This is a genomic window from Clostridium carboxidivorans P7, assembly GCF_001038625.1.
GTDB lineage: Bacteria > Bacillota > Clostridia > Clostridiales > Clostridiaceae > Clostridium_AM > Clostridium_AM carboxidivorans.
The window spans coordinates 3996295-4016712 of record NZ_CP011803.1; the positions used below are offsets into that span (position 1 = coordinate 3996295).

16 protein-coding genes are annotated in these 20418 nt (G+C 27.1%); 1 reads left to right on the forward strand and 15 read right to left on the reverse strand.

Annotation, left to right across the window (positions count from 1 at the left end; genetic code table 11):
* Positions 1-580: 580 nt before the first annotated feature.
* The 4 genes from Ccar_RS17795 to Ccar_RS17805 form a co-directional block, all read right to left on the reverse strand.
* A complete protein-coding gene (locus tag Ccar_RS17795; RefSeq protein ID WP_007060593.1) occupies positions 581-1345 on the reverse strand; it encodes a tetratricopeptide repeat protein in 765 nt (254 codons plus the stop codon).
* 738 nt (positions 1346-2083) lie between these two features.
* Entirely contained in the window at positions 2084-3763 is a 1680-nt protein-coding gene (locus tag Ccar_RS17800) for a hypothetical protein (RefSeq protein WP_007064415.1), read from the reverse strand.
* Between the two features lie 221 nt (positions 3764-3984).
* Positions 3985-4110, reverse strand: coding sequence for a hypothetical protein (locus tag Ccar_RS27645; RefSeq protein ID WP_007060591.1), 126 nt, complete (start codon positions 4108-4110; stop codon positions 3985-3987).
* The gene (locus tag Ccar_RS17805; RefSeq protein WP_007060590.1) at positions 4103-4708 is read right to left on the reverse strand and encodes a recombinase family protein; all 606 of its coding nucleotides are present in this window, start codon (positions 4706-4708) and stop codon (positions 4103-4105) included. Before Ccar_RS17805 ends, Ccar_RS27645 begins: the two co-directional genes overlap by 8 nt.
* 302 nt (positions 4709-5010) lie before the next feature.
* Between Ccar_RS17805 and Ccar_RS17810 the strand changes: the two genes are divergently transcribed.
* Positions 5011-5670 carry a Rha family transcriptional regulator gene (locus Ccar_RS17810; RefSeq protein ID WP_007060589.1) on the forward strand — a complete coding sequence of 220 codons (660 nt, stop codon included), beginning with the start codon at positions 5011-5013 and terminating at the stop codon, positions 5668-5670.
* A 197-nt stretch (positions 5671-5867) separates the two neighbouring features.
* Here the strand turns inward: Ccar_RS17810 and Ccar_RS17815 are convergent, their stop codons facing one another.
* The 11 genes from Ccar_RS17815 to Ccar_RS17860 all read right to left on the reverse strand — a co-directional run bounded on the left by Ccar_RS17815 (position 5868) and on the right by Ccar_RS17860 (position 19999).
* Positions 5868-7085, reverse strand: coding sequence for a hypothetical protein (locus Ccar_RS17815; protein WP_007064414.1), 1218 nt, complete (start codon positions 7083-7085; stop codon positions 5868-5870).
* A gap of 67 nt (positions 7086-7152) precedes the next feature.
* A complete protein-coding gene (locus Ccar_RS17820) occupies positions 7153-10095 on the reverse strand; it encodes a type III restriction-modification system endonuclease (protein WP_007060587.1) in 2943 nt (980 codons plus the stop codon).
* Between the two features lie 13 nt (positions 10096-10108).
* The gene (locus tag Ccar_RS17825; RefSeq protein WP_007064413.1) at positions 10109-12061 is read right to left on the reverse strand and encodes a site-specific DNA-methyltransferase; all 1953 of its coding nucleotides are present in this window, start codon (positions 12059-12061) and stop codon (positions 10109-10111) included.
* A 23-nt stretch (positions 12062-12084) separates the two neighbouring features.
* The gene (locus tag Ccar_RS17830; RefSeq protein ID WP_007060584.1) at positions 12085-12843 is read right to left on the reverse strand and encodes a DUF4391 domain-containing protein; all 759 of its coding nucleotides are present in this window, start codon (positions 12841-12843) and stop codon (positions 12085-12087) included.
* An 8-nt stretch (positions 12844-12851) separates the two neighbouring features.
* Positions 12852-16106 (reverse strand): helicase-related protein, encoded by a 3255-nt coding sequence (locus Ccar_RS17835; protein WP_007060583.1) that lies wholly within the window; start codon positions 16104-16106, stop codon positions 12852-12854.
* Between the two features lie 452 nt (positions 16107-16558).
* A complete protein-coding gene (locus Ccar_RS17840; protein ID WP_007060582.1) occupies positions 16559-17320 on the reverse strand; it encodes an HD domain-containing protein in 762 nt (253 codons plus the stop codon).
* 24 nt (positions 17321-17344) lie between these two features.
* Complete coding sequence (locus Ccar_RS17845) at positions 17345-17701, reverse strand: cyclic-phosphate processing receiver domain-containing protein (RefSeq protein ID WP_007060581.1); 357 nt, start codon at positions 17699-17701, stop codon at positions 17345-17347.
* Between the two features lie 268 nt (positions 17702-17969).
* Entirely contained in the window at positions 17970-18446 is a 477-nt protein-coding gene (locus Ccar_RS17850) for a hypothetical protein (protein WP_007060580.1), read from the reverse strand.
* A complete protein-coding gene (locus Ccar_RS17855; RefSeq protein ID WP_007060579.1) occupies positions 18424-18957 on the reverse strand; it encodes a hypothetical protein in 534 nt (177 codons plus the stop codon). Before Ccar_RS17855 ends, Ccar_RS17850 begins: the two co-directional genes overlap by 23 nt.
* A 411-nt stretch (positions 18958-19368) precedes the next feature.
* Entirely contained in the window at positions 19369-19515 is a 147-nt protein-coding gene (locus Ccar_RS26870) for a hypothetical protein (RefSeq protein ID WP_169823847.1), read from the reverse strand.
* 64 nt (positions 19516-19579) lie between these two features.
* Positions 19580-19999, reverse strand: coding sequence for a hypothetical protein (locus tag Ccar_RS17860; RefSeq protein WP_007060578.1), 420 nt, complete (start codon positions 19997-19999; stop codon positions 19580-19582).
* Between the last annotated feature and the right edge of the window lie 419 nt (positions 20000-20418).

Below are 20418 nucleotides of genomic sequence, written 5' to 3' on the forward strand. Positions count from 1 at the left end.
TATAATAAGTTAAAACTTTCTTTCATGGTTATTATTATCTTACTAGTCATTTCTCCAACCAACATAAGTCCACATTTTCCTCAATTTCAAACTATAAATATTCTTCATCTAGGATAATTTTAGAAATACTGTTACCATTATACATTAATTATATCTCATTTTCTAACAACTTTCCTAAAGACAATTATAAACAAAAATATTATTCACTGTAGCTTCATTTTCCAAATGCTTTTCTTATCACAACTTATACCTAGCAGCTAAATTCAATCTTTAGAAAAATTAATTACTTTAAACTAAAATATATCCATAACTTAATCTATTATGACATTTACTAGATAACCTTTATCTACTACTCAACTATATTTTGTTTCTATACCATCTTAAATTGTCCGGTTTCATTTTTTCAGCCTTATGGTACTAATCAAGAGCTTTTTCATAATTTAATAAATTTACATAAGCTTCAGCATATAAGCTGCATATCCTTCCATCCACGTGATCATTATTAGCTGCCTCATCACAACATTTATGCATCTTTATATCTTTTTAATGCTTAATTATATGTAAGCAATGATATGTCCAGCTAATCTAAATTTTTTAAAGCTTGTGCTTTATAACCTAATAATACTGGTATACTATCATTTTCATCTTCATCACATGACACTTTATTTAGGCTTAATAAATTTAATATTTCATCTGCATTCTGTATTACTTCTTCATACCTTTCCAAATCATACAACATTGATATTAAATTCAAATAATAGAGCACTGTTTTCTCAATATTAATTGCTTTATACATATTTGTTACAGCTTCTTCGAGTTTTCCTGCTTCTTTAAGCATGTTTGCTTTGATCTTATATGCAATGCTTATGTTAGGATTAATTTCTATAATTAAATTTAGATATTCAAATGCCTTTTCTGGATATCCATATTCTTCAGCTTTATATACAGCTCCCAATCCACCTCTAAATTCATTGGAATTTAATGCATATGAAATAACCAAATATTTTAAACAATTAACATAATAACTTGAGTTTTCTTGTCCATTAATATCTCTAACTAAAATTTTAAATTTTTCATAATAAAATAATGCTTCCCTTGGTTCTTTTCTTATTAATAACTCCAATATTTCTAGTGCTTGTTCATACTTATTACTTTTTATAAGTATCAAATATTTTTGAACTATGTATTTTATATCATTATTACTATATTCTATACCTTTATCTATCTCTTTTAGCGCTTGTTCAATATCACCACGTTCAAGAAAATGTTTCGATCGTTCATAGTAAGTAATAGCATTCTCATCTGTAACTTTAGATGTTTGAGAACTGATAATTTCCCACTTCATAACTTAATAGCCTCCTAAAATTCTTTATATGTTGTTTCAATTTCTTTCAAAAAATGCTTTCCTTTATAATCAATATTTGTTTCTGAATGAACTAACTCTGAATATAATATCAAAGTAACTTATTGTTTATGTACTCCTAAAGGCCCCACTTTCTTCATTCAAATAACATAATATTTTAAAAAAGTGGACTAACCTCCCCCCTAAAATAGCTTTAAATGTCACAATATTAGGTATTAATATATAACTTAAAGTACTTTACTTCCCACAATTATTTCATTAACACTTGTAATGTAAAAATATTTTGTTGTAAGTTAATTAAATCAAATTATTACTTTTTCAACATAAAAACACATAGCTCTTAATAAGATACCTTTAGCAATTCAAACTGCTTACAGTTTACATGTGAATTTAATCTTAGAATATACTCTTAGGCCGGAACCATCATAGATATAACTTTTATCGCATTTACTAGAATAGATACTGAATCTACAAAAATATTAATTATTTTCATATTATGCGCCCCCTTAATATTTGCTAGTATTCTGATAAAAAGAAGGATACATAAAAATATTATTACTATGATGTCCATTGAATTTCCGGTAGCCCAGGACTTACTTAATGGTGCCTGCCTAAAAGTATATTTATAAGAGCACTACGTTTTATTTTTTATACAAGTCTATTCTTAAAATAATACCTATTTATACTAACTCCATATTAATTTTAATATCTATTCTATATCTAGTAGGTTAATGTAAATATATTATTTTTTATTACTCTACCATTAAGTTTTATTAATGATATCATGTCTTTTTTACTGTACTCTACCTCAGTGCTTAGTGTATTAATATACGAATTGACTTTATCCAATCTCAAAATACTACCACTGGAATTATCATTTAATACCTTTAATAAATTAAACTCTGATAAAGCATGTTTTCCTTCACAATGTAACTGAATTCGTTTATCTACAAAAACATATAACACTTGTGGAAAATAAGGTCTATTTTTAACCCTTTCATTGTTATTAAATATCAAATCTAAATTTTGTTCATTTAATTCTAAGAAATATTTATGTTTATATAATTGCTTATTATATATTTGACTAACAGCATCACATATTTGATCATATTTTTCACCTTTTAAAAATACATTTTCTTTCCACTTACATTCTATAATTAAAAGGCTATTAGATATTTCATCATATAACGCGACATCAATATCACTTTTCAAATCTCCTCCATTGAATTTATGCAACTTATCAAAATATACCTTATTATTTGATACTATAATATTTTTATAATTTTTGCATTTAGTTACAATATTATCAACAACTGATTGAGAAACAGTACTATCTCTCTTTTTAATTTTAATACTCTTTTCATAATGTCCATTCACTATGGAGAATTGAAAGTCGTTCATAATAAAAGATGATGGTACCCATAGTATATTGTTTTTAATATTGACTAATGGATACTCATTAATACCTCCCATCAATTGACTACCAATGGTAAAATAATCAATGATGTTATTTATTTCATCATAAGTTATATCTAAAAATCTTTTAATAATTTTTATTAAATCCTCTTTATTATAAATTATAGGCACCTTAAATAATGGATTACCTCTCAAATCTAATAATGTATCCTTAAAAATACTTATCTTAGATAAATACATGAATACTGCGAGAATATTAATTAACTGTTGCTTATCTTTAATTATTTCACTTGAAAAATCTATACCAACTTTATCAATATCTACTCTTACATTATCTTTACAAGCATTATACACCTCTAAATCTATTTTCTCTAAAAAGATAAATTTCCTTAAATTTATATGATCATCTCTAGTTGGATTTCTTTTAAAATACTTATCGGTTATTTTTTTTGTAGCTTCATTTTTTAAACATGCTTCTTTTACAGCCTGAGACAAATCACCACTTTTTCCCCAATAATATGTATCTTGACAATCAATTTTATCTTTAATACTAGGCAACTTAAAAATATATTCATTGTTTTCATTTTCTTCAATAAGTATTTTATTAATTCCTCTCATCTTATTTAACTGTTCATTTAATAAATAATTACCACACAACATAAATATTTCAGGAAGATTACTTTCAAATTTATTATATTTATTTTGATCAAACTGAAATTCTTTAATAGCAATTTTTCTGGTCAGTAACCTTTTAAAAAACCATTCTATAATAGTTCTTTTTGAAGCTGCATCTTTATAGGTATTGTCCCCAGTGAACGCGCCATTTCTAAACCCATTTTCAATTGACAAAAGGCTATAACATATTAATTCATATCCAGTAAAACTAATTAACTTATGCTCTATTTTATTAAATTCTTCTTCTATCTTTTTATTATTCAAATTATACATATCTCTTCTAATTTCATATTCAACTTGTCTATCCATCATTTCTCACCTTATATCAATGTTCATAATCTTTATAGCTAAATAAAATCAAATAATTTAGCATATATCATTAACATCTTTTTCATTTACAATATGCACTATTTCTCAATTGTAGACTCATATTTTTAACTTCGTTCTATAGATATAATCTAAGCTATATCTTAGATTATATGGTTCATTGAATTCATACAATATCTCAATTATTTCATATATAATATGTTCTATAATTTGTACCAAATTCCTCTATTTGTAACATAATTAAAACTATTTCTTTGCAAAAAACAAAAGGCAGCAACCTTTGCTACCTTATAACTTATTTTCTCAAATATAGATTGAAAATCATGCATTAATTTCATACTCCTTAACCCGTCTATAAAAAGTATTCCTTTTCATATTTAACATTTCCATAGCTTGTACTGCTGTTATTTTTTCTTCCTTCCAATCTTTATATACCACTTCAAATTCAGCTGGTAATTCTATTTTCCTCCTACCAAACTTAACTCCTTTGTTAAGAGCAATCTTTATCCCTTCTTCTTGACGTTGTTTTATTCTGATTCTCTCATCTTCAGCCATATAACTTAATAATTGCAAAACTAGATCAGTAATTAATGTTTCTAACCCATTCATATTTTTATATTTGGTTGTATCTAGTAGTGGCATATCCAAAACAACAATATCTATTTTTTTAACTTTTATTAATTCCTGCCACTCATCTAATATCATCTGTTTATTTCTCCCTAATCTATCAAGTGATTTTATGTAAAGAACGTCTTCTTCTCTAAACATACGCTTTAGCAGCTGATATTCTGGACGTTTAAAATCTTTACCACTTGCTTTGTCTACAAATATGTATTCCTCACTTATACCGATTTCTTTTGCAGCATCTATTTGTCTCTGTGGGTTCTGATCTTTTGCACTTACTCTACCATAGAAAAACTTTCTCATAAAATATATCACCTAACCCTTAACTTTTATAATAATTTTACAATATGTATTTCAAAAACACAACAATGTAATTGAAATATCCCTTATATAAATTTGTTGTGTTTTTGAAACATAAAAACAAGCAAATTATATGTATTTCACAAAGTATACTTTTTGAAATATAACTTCTTAGTATTTTACAAAAGTACTATAACTCCAAAAAAACTAAATTTTATTCAAAACGTCACATAATAGATTTATAGGAACAACTTTGTATAATGCACTTTAACTAAAGCTACAAAATTAAAGAAAGGATGATTAGAATGAAAAACAAATTATCAAATGTTGTGGAGAAAGACTTAACTATAGACAGCAGAGAAGTAGCTAAAATGTTAGGAAAGGAGCATGGAGATTTGTTAAAAGATATTCATGGAAGTGGCAAAAACCTTGGCATAATACCAGTTTTACTAAAGGAGAATTTCCCCGTAAGTGATTATTTTATAGAATCTAATTACAAAGATTCTAGCGGTAAAGTAAATAAATGCTATAATTGTACTAAAATGGGTTGTGAAATGTTAGGAAACAAATTACAGGGTGCAAAAGGTATACTCTTTACTGCTAAGTATGTTAAAAAATTTAACCAAATGGAAAACTTAGTTAGGGACAAACAAACACAATTATCTATTAAAGAAATACAAGAATTAAAAAATGCTCTATCTGAATTAAAAAAAGCCATAGAAGAGGCTAACCTTCAGTTTATTAGGCCAAGCCATAAGGAAAAATTAAATTACAATAAAATTATAAAATCTCTAACAAATAGTCCGGAAGAGGTCAAAATAGTTAAAAATTTAGTTTTTGGTCTATTAGGTATAGAAAAGTGGGAAAACACATGTATAGGAGACTCAGAAAAAATAATAGAAACAATTACTGCAGTAACAAAATTATTAGAAATTAAGAAGTTTGAGCAATTAAGATTGGTTTAGATAGCACGCTACAGTAAAATATTAAAAAATCCAGATATAGTATGACCTTCACCCTATTAAGTAGTAGTCAGCATACTATAGCTGGATTTTTAATATAGAGTTTTTAAGTAACCATATTAGGTTTTGAATATAGCTACTTTTCATTAATTGTTCAAACCAACTTTATTTATTACTATATACATATGTAATTTTCTCATCTATGAAATATTTTCATATACTCTTAAAACTAGGTTGAATATTTCTTCAAGCTCTTCCTCATTTGTAATTTTAACTTCAATCCAGTCTACTCCACTATGCCTGCCATCCTTAAGTCTCCTAAATTCTAGAATATCTGAATTTAACAATAAATTATTTCTGTGAAGATGTATCTCTAAACAATTATTCAAAAAAGTAATCAAGCAAAAATTTATTTTTTCATTTTTCTCTACTAACCTATAGTCTGGTATTTTTGTAGCTTTGTTAAATATACCTTTTCTATCAACCATATTTATTAATTTCATAAACAGACTCTTTAACTTCAAATCTGCATTTTCATACTTTTTATAAAAACTAGGAGCCTTGACCATTCTTTTGATAATTTCTGATTGATCAAATTCTTCTTTAAGAATATGTTCATCATTATTTAAAAAAGTTTTATTGTTTTTATCAAAATTATTTCCTACTAACTTTTCTTCATAAAAATGTAAATCATTTATCCTTGTTTTAATATTGCTATAGAACAAGTTCTTGGGGTTGTTCATATACCTATCATTCCAAAAAAGATCAAAGTAAATTGCTTTAAAAGGTTTTCCAATTTCATTTTCTATTTTAATTGCCTTCGTTTTGATATATTTTTGTATTTTCTCGTATAAACCTTTTTCCTTTATTTGCCCAAATCCTTTACTTTTTGAGATTCCAAATAACTTTCTCTTTTCTTCCGTAAAAACAAATTCTATTCCAAAAATTATCCTATCTAGTGGCAATAACAGATACTTTGAAAGATTTTCTCTATTATTTATTTCCCTTGCCATAAATGAAATGTGCTGTAAATATAAATTTATAGGCTTTCTAATCCTATTATATGAATTTAGACGCTCTTTATCTGTTTCATTTTCAAGAGATGCATGTATATCTGAGAATATCTTACTTTCTATTTTTTCTATATCATCATCTGAACTGATAGAATTTAATGATTTTATTATACTCTCTTTATTTTTTATAAAGTATGCAATATAACACTCTTGAACCTTGAACATATTTGGAGTAAATCTTCCAAAAGCTTGAAATGTAGACTTATCAACAGCCATCATAGTTTTATTTTCAATCTTTATTCCTTTAATAATATCATCATATTTATATGTTTCTTCTGGATTAATATATATCTTTCCAGCAGCATCACTTATAGCAATATACTTAGAAACAAATTCACTGTTCATTTATTATCATCTCCAAACTTGTAAATAATTTAGTATTGAGTCGTTTTTGCATAAAATATAAATACAATTACACATTCTCAATAAACTTTTCAAAGTTATCCGTTTCCCTAAATTCAACTTCATTCTCTAGTGCTTCAAAATGTTTATGTCCACATTGAATTTTCTTATATTCTCTTTCCCTTAATTCTTCTGCCAAAATATTCCCCTTAGTTTCTACTATAAAATATAATTTTTCTGTATTATCTTTTTCTATTAATACAGCCCAATCTGGGTTATAGTTTCCAAGTGGTGTAAGTATTTTAAACCAATCAGGAAGTTTAATATACATCTTGACACTTTTATTATTTTCAAATTTTCTAGCAAAATCTTCTTCAACTCCAGAATCATATATGATATACTGATAAATTGATTTTTCACTCTCTATCATGTTCTTTGATAAATATCCTGCTAATTCTTCAGTTTCAAACAATTCCTGAGCATAATACTCTTCATCACCTATTTTTTGATACTTAATTCCATCAACAATCATTAATCTCATTTTTCTTTTTATAATGCTAGCTGCTTCATCCATAAATTGTTGTGGGTTGCTTTTAAAAGCTTCTAATCTTTCTGACTTTTTCAGTATTTCTACTAAGGTTCTTCTAGTTAAATTTGTTTCGTTTTGAAGAAAGGTTATTATATCGGGCAAAATAAAATTATTATTCTTTACTTCTTCTGTACGTCTATCATTTTCTTTTGTTACTGTTCCAGATTTATTGATATCTAACTCTGCCTTTGTAAATAAGAATTTAGCTTTATTGACTTTTAAATTATACTTTATTTCTTCGGAACATTTATTAATAAGTTCTTCTGAACTAAATTCAACAGAATATGTGGTTTTATACTTAATCTTATCCCATAACTCTTTAAATTCTGGACTAATATATCTTTGCTTATTTAGAGCTACAGTTTTTCTATCTCCTGCATTTTTAACATTTAAGTTACCAGCTAATTTTTTAAGTGTTGCAATAATTTGTTCTTCACATTCCTTAAATTCTTCTGGAACTTGTACGTTTTTAGCTTTTAAGTCACTTCTTAATTTATCTTCAATTTTTCCTTTATCATCAATGTAGTTGTTATCCTTTAAATGATTATATATCTTTTCTGAACCTTCTTGATCTAAATACCTTGCTGCTCCATCTATAGTTATCTTTATATTTGCAAAAGTATGACTTTCCACAACACCAAACCTTACGCCACCATCTTCTTCGTATTCCTTTTGAAGCTTACTTGCAAATTCTTCATAGCTTTCATTTGCCATTACTGTAAGAGTATTCACATTAAAGCCGTAAACTCTTTCTCCCTCTTGGTTAACTGCTAGTCTAAGTCCTCTTCCTATTTCCTGTCTCTTTTTAGACTCAGATTTGGTTTCATTTAAGGTACATATTTGAAATACATTAGGATTATCCCAACCTTCTCTTAAGGCCGAATGAGAGAATATAAATTTTAATTTAGTGTCAAAACTTAATAGCTTTTCTTTATCCTTCATTATTAAGCTGTAAGCATCTTCATCTGATGCTGTATTACCTTTAGTATCCTTTAATACTCCCTTTTTATCTTGAGCAAAATATCCATTGTGAACTATTCCTGCTTCACTTTCAATATCTACATCATTAAATAAGGTCTTATATCTAGGATTTTTAATAGCTTCCTTATACTCTTCTTCAAACCAAAGAGCATACTTACCTTTTTGATTTTTTCCATCTTTATCTATATATCTATAATTTGCAACCTTATCTATAAAGAACAAACTAAGTACCTTTATACCTTCTTTTTTTAATCTAAGCTCCTTATTAAGATGTTCATCAATAGTTTTTCTAATATGCATTCTTTTAATAAGATCTTCATCTATTTCCCCACGTACTTCTCCTAAATACAAATCTTCATGTCCAACAAAAGAAACATATTCATTTCCTTCTTTAGCACTTATCTCTGTAATTTGATAGCCTTTATAAACCTCTCTATTTCCTGATAACTCATATAAATCATTATCTACCTTAAATTCTTTAGCAATTCTTTTTATAGCACCTTTTTCCAACTTATCAATTTCTATTTTTGCTTTTATAGGAGATTTTTTATTATTAACACTAATAAGCTTTAAGTAAGCATTATTGTTATTATCTTTAGAAACTATACTTGCTACCTCTATCTGTTTTACCAATTGCCTTTCATAAGCATCTACAGCATCCAATCTAAACATAAGATTATGCTTATCCTTATGAGTTGCAGAATATCCTACTGTACTCAATGGATTTAAAGAAGCAATTGCATCTTTAGCTTTATCTGTGCTGACTGTACTTTGAGGTTCATCAATTATTACAAAAGGATTAGTTTCCTTAATAAATTCTAAGGGTTTAACTCCATTGGTTTTCTCGTGATCCATATTTATAACATTAGTATCTTTATTAAAAGATTGAATAGTCATAACCATTATTCTTATATAATCGCTTGTAGCAAATTCTCTTATTAAATCTAGGTTTTTTGATTTATACTCATATGCTTTAAAAATCACATTCTCATATAATTCTTTAAAGTGTTCTGTCATAATATCAATAGACTTCATTACTCCTTCTTTAATTGCTACGGATGGAACAACAATAATAAATTTTGTAAATCCATATTGTTTATTAAGTTCAAATATAGTTCTCAAATATACATAAGTTTTACCTGTACCTGTTTCCATCTCTATAGTAAAATAATAATTATTTTTCTTTATATCTTTTTCTGAAGATGGCTTCAAACCATTTTTAAGCTGAATTTCTTTTACATTCTTTAATATATCCTCTTCATCTAACTCCAGCTTATTACCTACTCCTAAATTGGTAATAAGCTTACCTTCAGTACCTGCTTTATCCATCATAGCAGATACTGTAAAATTAGACTGAGCAGGAGTTTGTCCTTTAAATATGTTCACTATAGAAGAGATACTTTCCTTTTGATAATCTAAATCTGAGTTGAATTTTAATTTCATAAAGTAATCCCTCCTATATACTCATAATATCTTTTATATCATTTCTCTTTAATATCTCTATAGCATTGGTCTTAACTGAATCCGTTTTAAAGCCATTGTCCTTAAATACAAACCTTGAAATTTCAGGCTTTAGTTCATTCTTCAAATCCACCATGCCTTGTACAACATCTAATGTAATTTCACTATCCAAGCATATTATTAGTGCTCCAAAGCCTATGCTAAATACTTTCTTTCCATTAATTTCTCTAGTGTCCACAGGATATGTTAAATCAATTCCATATTTAAGCATTACTTCATAAACCACATCTTCTTCAAATCTTCCTGGAACAAAATTATCAATAGTATCATCTAAGGTCATTAGAAGATTTTCATAATCAGGATTCCAAGGCTTGATATTAGAAGTATCTAATTTGAATACTTTAAAGCCTATATCTAAATTTTCTATTCCTTCTTTATCTTTATTTTGGACTATTTTCTCTCCTGCTCTTCTAATACGTTCTTTTCCTATTTCACAAATATTTTTATAGCCTGCTTTACAGGCTTCTGAATTTTCATCTGTTTGTTCAGGTAATTGAATCATTATAAATCTACGTTTACCTAAATCATCAGCATTAATACTCATTACTGCATTAGCAGTACTTGCTGAACCCGAAAAAAAATCTAGTATTATATCTTCATTATTTGCATTAGGTGAAATACATATAAGTCGTTGAATAAAATCAATTGGCTTTGAATAGTCAAAAACTTTAATTCCATCAAAAAGCAATCTTACATCTCTTGTAGCCTTCTTATTTCCATCTAAATCGTTCCAAAGAGGCGATGGTCGTTTAGTTCTACCTTCCAAATAATATTTTACATATGGCCACCATATTTCCACATCTCCACGTTTAGTCTTTTTCCATAATATAAATCCATCTTTTTTTAATTTATCATATGTTTTTTTTTCAAATCTCCAGCAACTTTCATACCCTGCAGCTGCGATAGGATATATATCATTACCATCAGGATCTTTAATTGAGTAATACATATTAGGACGATCTTCTCTTCTATCATTGCTTCCTGTCTTTCTCATTTGATCATATGCATACTTTCCTCTTTCATCTTCATTATCAAATCTTTTCAAATCATGCTCTGTTAAAGGTAATCCACTTAAATCAACTCCAGAAATCTTAGTGTATGCTAAAACATAATCGAATGAACTTCCTAGCCCTCCACTATCTTGACCTGTTGTTTGGCCAGTTGCTCTTACAATATTTCCCAAAAAATTATCTTCTCCAAAAATATCATCACAAACTTTCTTTAAATTTCCAAATTCATTATCATCAATTGAAATAAATATAACACCGTCATCCTTTAATAAATTTCTAGCTAACCTCAATCTAGGATACATCATATTTAACCAATTCGTATGATACCTTCCACTTGATTCTGAATTAGTGCTTGTCTTATTACCATCATCATCAACTTGGCCAGTCACCTCAAAATAGTTTTGCAGATTATCCTTATAATCATCCTTGTAAACAAAATCATTTCCCGTATTATAAGGAGGATCTATGTATATCATCTTAATTTTATTCTGATAACTCTTTTGAAGTAATTTTAAAACCTCTAAATTATCTCCTTCTATATAAAGATTTTCTGTAGTATCCCAATTCTTACTTTCTTCCCTAAATGGTCTAAGAGTTCCTCTTGATGGTGTTTGAGCCATTCTTATGGCCTGTGATTTACCATACCACTCAAATCTATATCTTTCTTCTTTATCATCTATGTAATTTCCTAAAACATCCTGTAATCTTTCAAAATCTATTTTGTCTTCACAAAATACTTCAGGAAAGATCTCTTTCAGTTTTAAAATATTTTCTTTTACTATATCTAAGCTTTGTCCACTTATTTTTTCTGTAGTTTCTATATTTTTTTCTTTAATACCCTCTAAGTTATTTATTTTGTTTTCAATTAAGTTAGCCATTCACATCTCCCCGTTTCTATTTTTTAAGAATTTAATTTTGCAATTATATCATTTTTCTTAAATTCTAGTTTTTTTATTTTTATATTAATATCCATTCTCTTATTAAAATGCTGCTCCTTATTTATATCAATTTTGAATTTTTCTATTTCACTATTAATCTCTTCAATTTGATTATTTAATTTATTAACTTCTCCAATATCCCTATCTTTTAAAGCTTCAAAATCACCCGTAATAGATGAAGCATTAAGAAGATTTAGTTTTTCCACAAAACTTTGGTAGAACTTGTACATATTTATAAAAGAAAAGTTTCTTATATCTATAGAATTCATAAACGAAACTTCATTATCTTTTAAATTGTGTATATTTATCCATTTACTGTAAGCAAAATTATCAATTGTATTTTTACTATTATCAACTTTGTTTATCCTTTTATAGGCTGCATTTAGTAATATCTTATCTTCATGCATTAACACTATTAGCAAAGGATATGGTATTGTCTTTTGAACAATCTCACATATTTTTTTATATCTTGCTTCTTTAAATAACAAGACTTCTATCAAAGCTATCTCTTCATAATCCAGCTCTTCATTCTTAAATCTTTTAATATTCAAGTTCTCTTCTTTAAAAGAATATTTCCAGGTAATTTTTTCAATGTCATTTGTGAATATGTCCTTATCAGAACTTGTCAAAGTTCCATTTTCATAAAAAAGCTTCTTAAATATTGTGCTACCAACATTACAATTCTCCGGTATATTCATCTTTTCATAAAATTTATTTACCATGACCTCACCTACTTTATTACAATAAATGATATTAATTCAAAATTATCTATACCTTTAAATAAACTTTTTTGAACCGTTGTGCCGCCTTTATTAAATAGAGAAGCTACTCCTTTTTCTTCTTTTTTACCTATGATATTATCAATAGCATCTTCTAAAAGTTTGGAATACTTCTTCATTTCACTGCCATTATTTGTTTCTAAATTAAATTCTTCTACTATATCCTTTAAAATTTCTCCATTTCCAGAACATAATTTTTTATAAAAATCTAATATCTTCTTTGCATGAATATAGTTATACTTAACCGTTCCATCCTCATAAATATAAACCATATAGTATGGATATAAGGAATTACTTTCTTCTGGTTTTGCATTTATATTTACTTGTTTTAATGTAAATATAACTCCAGGCTTTATTTGATTTTTTAGTTCGTCCTCTTCCATTTTTGTTACTGCATACATACCTAAAGGAGCCTTTTCTAACTCTTCTTTGTGAGTTTTCATGTATTCCATTAAATCCATCTTGAAATCATTCATAGTTAAATCAGTTATAGAAATTCCTCCAGCAATATCTTCTAAATCTACTACCTCATCCTGAAGTTGCTTTAATTGCTTCTTTCTATATTCAAGATCATTCATTTTTGATTTTCCAGTAGATTCTATTAGATTCTCTTCACCAGTGGCAGAAACATCTAGAAGCATCATTCTTCCAGTTACTCTAGCTTCTAGATTTATATATTCATCTAATTCCATGTTGGGCCAAAAGTTCACTAGTTGAATAACATCATTTCTTGAACCCAATCTATCTATTCTACCGAACCTTTGAATTATTCTAACTGGATTCCAGTGAATATCATAATTAATTAAATAATCACAGTCCTGTAGATTTTGTCCTTCTGAAATACAATCTGTAGCTATTAATATATCTATTTCTTCTTTTATATCACAGTTTACTTTTTCTCTTTCCTTTGAAATTGGAGAAAAATTTGTTAGTACATCATTTAAATCCTTTTTAGTAACACCTTTTAAGGTAGACTTATTATCTCCTGATCCTGTAACCAAAGCAGTATGTACTTTAAATTTGTCTCTTGCCCAAGCTGCTATACTTTCATATAGATAATTTGCTGTATCTGCAAAAGCTGAAAATATTATTATCTTTTTATTGTTTAGATTTATAGGATTATTTATTTTATTTTCAATTAAAATTTTCAGTCTATTTAATTTAGCATCTCTATGAATTACAACCTTTTGTGCTTCAATTAAAAGTTCTTCCAGCTTTCTTTTATCATCTTCTAAATCTTGTTTCCATTTAATTAAATCCATATCCTGTATTAATATTTTTACTTTATTCCCTATTAGAGAATCTTCCAGCAGAGGATCATCAATTTCAATATTCTCTATGTTTAATGAGCTATCATAATCAAATTGCTTTTTTTCAATCTTATCCAGAGTATAATCTATTTGCTTTAAAAGTTTTGCTATTGTTATTCCAAAGGAATTAATTGAGCTCTCCATTCTTTTTAGTATATTTACCCTCATTAAGCTAACTAAACTTTCTTCTCTATCTACCTGCCTAAATACAGATTGTCCACCTTTTACAAAAGTATCGTATTTTTTGTCATACTCACTTCTTTTCTCTGGAAGCACATATTTAAGTGGCGAGTATGTACTTAAATTTAAATTTCTAATTACCTTATTTACATGATTCAAACTTGGGAATTCATCTGATTCATCGATTTTTGACTTTTCATTTATAGGCTTTAATCTTTGAGGAAATTTACCAATTTCAGCTGTACTATAATACTTCTCAATATGCTTTCTTGATCTAGCTATAGTTACTGTATCAAGTAATTTAAAATAATCTATATTAATCATTTCCATGAAAGTATCCAATGTTCTTTCTTCCTCTTGAAGGTTTGTCCATTTATTAAATATCAATTGAGCTTTTCTTAAAGTATGTTTAATGCTTACTATTCCCTCATCTTCAAAAGCATCATCTATTCCTTCTGTTATAAAATTAATTTGATTCTTTAAATCATTCATTTTATTATTAACTGGAGTAGCAGATAACATTAATATCTTTGTTTCTGCTCCACTTTTTATAACATCATTAAGGAGCTTAGAATATCTGGTAACTTTATCATTTCTAGAATTGTTGTTTCTAAAATTGTGTGATTCATCAATAACCACTAAATCATAATTACTCCAATTTACAGTTTTTAAATTTATCTCACCAGAATACCCTTCCTCCCTAGTTAAATCTGTATGATTTAATACATCATAATTAAATCTATCTTTAAGTAAAATATTTCTCTTATCATTTAAAGTATATATTGTCCAGTTTTCTCTAAGTTTTTTAGGTGATAAAACTAAAACCCTATAGTTTCTAAGCTCATAATATTTGATCACTGCTAAAGCTGAAAATGTCTTACCTAAACCTACTGAATCAGCTAGAATACATCCTCTATGCTTTTCTAATTTGTCAATAGCACCAATAACTCCGTCCTTCTGAAACTTGTATAGCTTATTCCATATTTCCGTGTTCTTAAAGCCTATTCTAGTTTTAACTATATTCTCTTCAGTTATTTCCTCTAAATATTCTCTAAATATGTTATATAAAGTAACAAAGTATATAAATTCTGGAGTGTTTTCTTTATATATAGCTTTCATATGCTCTAAAACTGTAGCTTTAACATCTTCAACTAAGGTTTTATCTTCCCACATATTATTGAACATTGTTAAAAAATGATTAGTAAATTCTCTTCCATACATACAGGTATTCATATCCATTCTTGTAGATGGTGAAAAACCTAAACCATCACTTGTAAAGTCTACTGTTCCATTTATAGAAATATCCTCATCTTTATTTTCTACGTATATAAGTCTTTGTTGTGCTGGATTAGGTTTTCTTAAAGATTTAATTTCTACCTTATCCTTAATCCACTCAGCACATTCCTTTGCAATACTTGATTGGTTCATTTCATTCCTTAACTTTATTTCAAATTCATTGCCAGAAATCCTTTTCTCTGATGTTTTATCTATAAAATATTCCCTTACAATTTCCTTATTTTGTTTAACAAAAGATGGTTCAGTAAATAGGAATCTTAACTTATCAATCTTTTTTAGTTCTTTACTTAATTCTTTGTATGCAAAAATAGTAAAATATGATGATATTATAGATAATTTAGAGCCACTTTTGACCTTTCCCTTTAACTCTTCACCAACTTTACCAAACTGCTTATTATCTAATATTTTAGGCTGTTTCATAAAATCACACTCTCAATCCAATTGTTACTTTTTTCATATATTACCATAATATCATTTTACACGTTTTGTCAAAATATTTAAACCCTACATATTTATCTTGAAATAAATTCATAATTTGCAAAATAAAAAGCACCCAACTCTTTATAGAGATTGAATGCTATTTAATAAATTAGTGCTTTTTCTACATTTCACAAATCATATGAATATCAAAACTCTTTTGTAACACACCACAATATAAAGTTTCGGAAGTAACAAATAGTTACTTCCGAAACTTTATATTAAAATACTATGACAGAGCATTATAATACTCATATCTATGTTCAGTTCAAGTATATTGAAATGCCATTTTCTCTATATATACTTTAAATACAATATAACCAAAATGGTGACTAATACTTCACTTATATAAGATATATCCCTAAAATTTCCAACTCCACCTGCCACTAACGTAACTATAGGAACTTATTGATAAACCTTCTCATTTTAACTACAGCCTTAGAATATTCATCTTTACGTTTATACAATGGAGGCATCTTTGAAACTCTTTGCACACCTATATATGATCCTTTTAATATATTTTCTCTAGCTCTATAAATATCTTCAACTGTAATAATTCTTTTCCTTTTAATTTTATTCTCTCTATTTTCTGAACAATAAATTTCTTCATAAAACTTTTTAGAGGCATTTAATTTTGATACTAATGGTTTGTAATACTTTTCAGAATGAGATAACAAATCAGCTGTCTGCAGCTTAAATAAATAAGGCACAAGCTCATCTCCCACCAAATTAATTGTATTTTTTATACTTTCTGATGTAGGAAATGTTTTATGGTCATGATATTTTATAAGAATGTATAATTTATTAATTAAATCTTGATCGTAACCAAGCCTAGTTAGTACAAGTTTGGCAATTTCCGCACTTGTATCTTCATGTCCCCAAAATCTTTCAGTGTTATCCACTAAAACTTTTTTATAAGGCTTACCTATATCATGCAGCAGTGCTGCTAATTTTAGTGTTAAATCAAACTCAACTCTATTTACGGTTTCTGATATGTGATCAAATACTTTATATATATGAGCTGGATGATTTTGAGTACAATTTACACAAATAATTAGCTCAGGAATAATTTTCAAAATTTCATCTTTATTACTTTTTATATCTTTACTTGTAAGAAGTATATTATCTAATCTTTTCTTATCTTCTAAATATAACATATAAGACACTCCTCTCGATTATTATTAAGAGTATTTGTTTGGTGTTACAGAATAATTATAGATTTTTATATCTTTGTCTATAAAACCTCTCCTCTGAGCTCCCAATAAGGTTTGATACATATTTTCTCTACCAACAGCATTGTCAGTATGGAGGTATATTTTCTCTATTCTTAAACCATATTCACAGATATGTTTAATCAAATCATATCCCGTAGGCAGTAAATTACCTTGGTCATCAGTTCCTAAGTCGTGATCAAGTGAAAGTACATTTATTTGAAAATTTTGAAGATAATATTTTGCATGTTCTACAGTATGTGCTATTACAAACCCCTCTGGACAATCTCTTAAATCATCAACATATAAGTTAATTTTTTCTTGCATATAATTTCATTCCCCTTAAAATTGTAATTTATAATATCTTTTAAGCTCATAATAATCTTATACAATCTATTATACATTTATTGGAGTATAACTACCAACAAAAAGAAAGCCTGTATTTGTTGTAGCTGCCACAGACTTTCTTCATTCATATTATAAAAATCCCATATATCTAAATCACATTAATATTTTATATAGAAGTTCTTGTTCAATACACAATTTAAAGTTTGTAGCAATTTCCACTTTCATAAGTTCATTTATATAGAAATGCTTATTTCCATATAAATTCATCTGGAATAATTGCAATCTCAATTTCAGGAAATTCTTTTTCAAATGTTCTCTTTTGATTTTCCAAGCATATTATTGCTATACTACTTTTTCGAGAATAATTATATTGATTTACCTGCTGATCCTGCCTTATCTTTACTATCTTCTCACCATCATTATTAATAAGAACTATAGCTTGTTTACCATTTTCTATGGTGTAATCTGCATATTTCCAATCAGTTTTCCCATAATCATTCCCATATAAATATTTTATGGCCTCTTCTTTTATATTCCTATTTCCTAATTCCATTAACAGTTCTATTCCCTGTTCCGTGAAAGGCAATACCATTTGTTCTCCTACTCCTAAACTATCTAGTGTTCTTTTATATAACCCCATAGTTAAAGCATCTCCTGGCAAAATAACCACTCTTTCTATTCTTCTATTTCCTTCTTTTATTTTATCTTCTCCAAATAAGTGCATTTTGCACTATTTCTTCTTTTATATGTTTTATATAAGCTGCTTTTATTTTTATATGGCTGCTGATATTCTTTCCTTGTTTTAAAGTTCCTAGATTGTAGATGTAATACTCTTTTTCGGTTATCCTACTCCTTATTTTACCATAAGACTGTAGTTTTCTACCTGCTAGTTTTTCAATATCTTTTAATTTCCAACTCGGATAGCATTCATACACGTTTTGGAGTGGAATTAAGACTTCAGATATTTTTTCCAATCTTTCTCTTGCGTATTTATCTCCTGAGATTTGCTTTAGGTCAGTTTCACCTATAGATTCTAGATATCTCTTTTCTTTTATGCCCATGTAGGCATATTTATTTGTTTTAATGATATACTTTGCATCTGCCAATGTCTTCTTTCTTCGTATATAATATTGACTACTATCATCATAAATTCTACGTATGGATTCATTATTTAAAATTCCATAAGCAGCTATCATTTTTAACAGTTTTATATCCCTTTCCTGTAAATACATCATCTTATTTTTCCATCTCCTGTCTCATATTTTTTCTCATTTTATTCTACTTTTTTTAATGTAAAAGCAGGTTTTTAGGGTTTTTTTCTTTTACTTTTTTCCTTATTTATTCTTCCATTTTTTTATCAGTATTTTTAGTTATTATTATTATTTTCATAAGCAGCAGGTGCCATCTCAGTTATAGAAAAAAAGCAAAACTAGTCAGGAGAGCTTTAATTGGTCAAAAGTGCTTCGTTGCACTCAACTTTTGTAAAAATCATCCCTCTTAACCTCTGATAATATAAGGCTTTTAAGTTTTTTTGTATATACAAAAAAAAATCTCTTGTTTTTTTAACTTTTTGTATACTTTTTTGTTCCAAAAACGTTGAGTTTTCGTGAGCTAAATAATAAGTTTTTTGTATACATTTTTCAAAATTAATCTATTCCATTTAAAATGCTCTCAGGTATTTTTTCGTCTCCAAAAATAAACACTTCTACATGAGGATTTTCGGACGAAATAATTCCCTCAAAACCAAATTTCAATATAGTATTATTATCATCTTTTATAATCCTTGATAACACAATTCCATCTATCAATGGTTTGAAGAATTTATTATCACAATCAAATTTTATAGGGTGAAAAAACTTACATCACACAAAAACTTTTTTTATATTTTTCTATAGAAAATCCTTCCCACTTTCTAATCAAAAGAGCCATATTATTCTCCCATGTATTCGCAAAATAACCGGCGGCTGCATTAGCTGTTTTTATATATATTGTTGGTAATACGTCTGGTATATATATCTTTATTCGATCTCCATTGTATTCAAGTTTCCACTCAGGATATATAAGTTGTTTTAGTTGTTCTAAAAGGATCTCATTAATTTCAAAATCCTTTAAAAGTGTAATAAATTGTGCTATTTCTTTATGTAAAATCATACGCTGCCTTTCCAATTGTTTATATTCTTCCACTTTCTTTTTTATATTTTTATCTTTTGGTAAATAGAGATCTACAAAACATAAATCATCTACCCAAGCCTTATGAGATTTTCCTTTTCTTTTCATATATAGATAACCACCTTTCTAAATTTATATAACATCATGTAATACATGATAATATATGATAGTGCATGATAAAATACTTTAATATATTTGTTTATCTTGCATAATAATATGACACTAAAAACAATATACATTTCTACAAAACCACTGTATCTCAAAGATCCAAGATCATTTTTTTCAACATTGCGACAAATATCATGCATTTTAATGTAAATTATTGTACTACATGATATTGAATTGTAATATATGATTATATATGATAAATTATTATTTTACATGATTTTATGCTGTAAAAAATTAAATTACATTAGAGAATAGTATTTTGCATGATAAAATATTGTTTTGTCATGTATTATATTATAAAATATTACAGTAGAATAACTTGTGTATTTTTTTGATAAAAGTATTATATTTCAATGGCT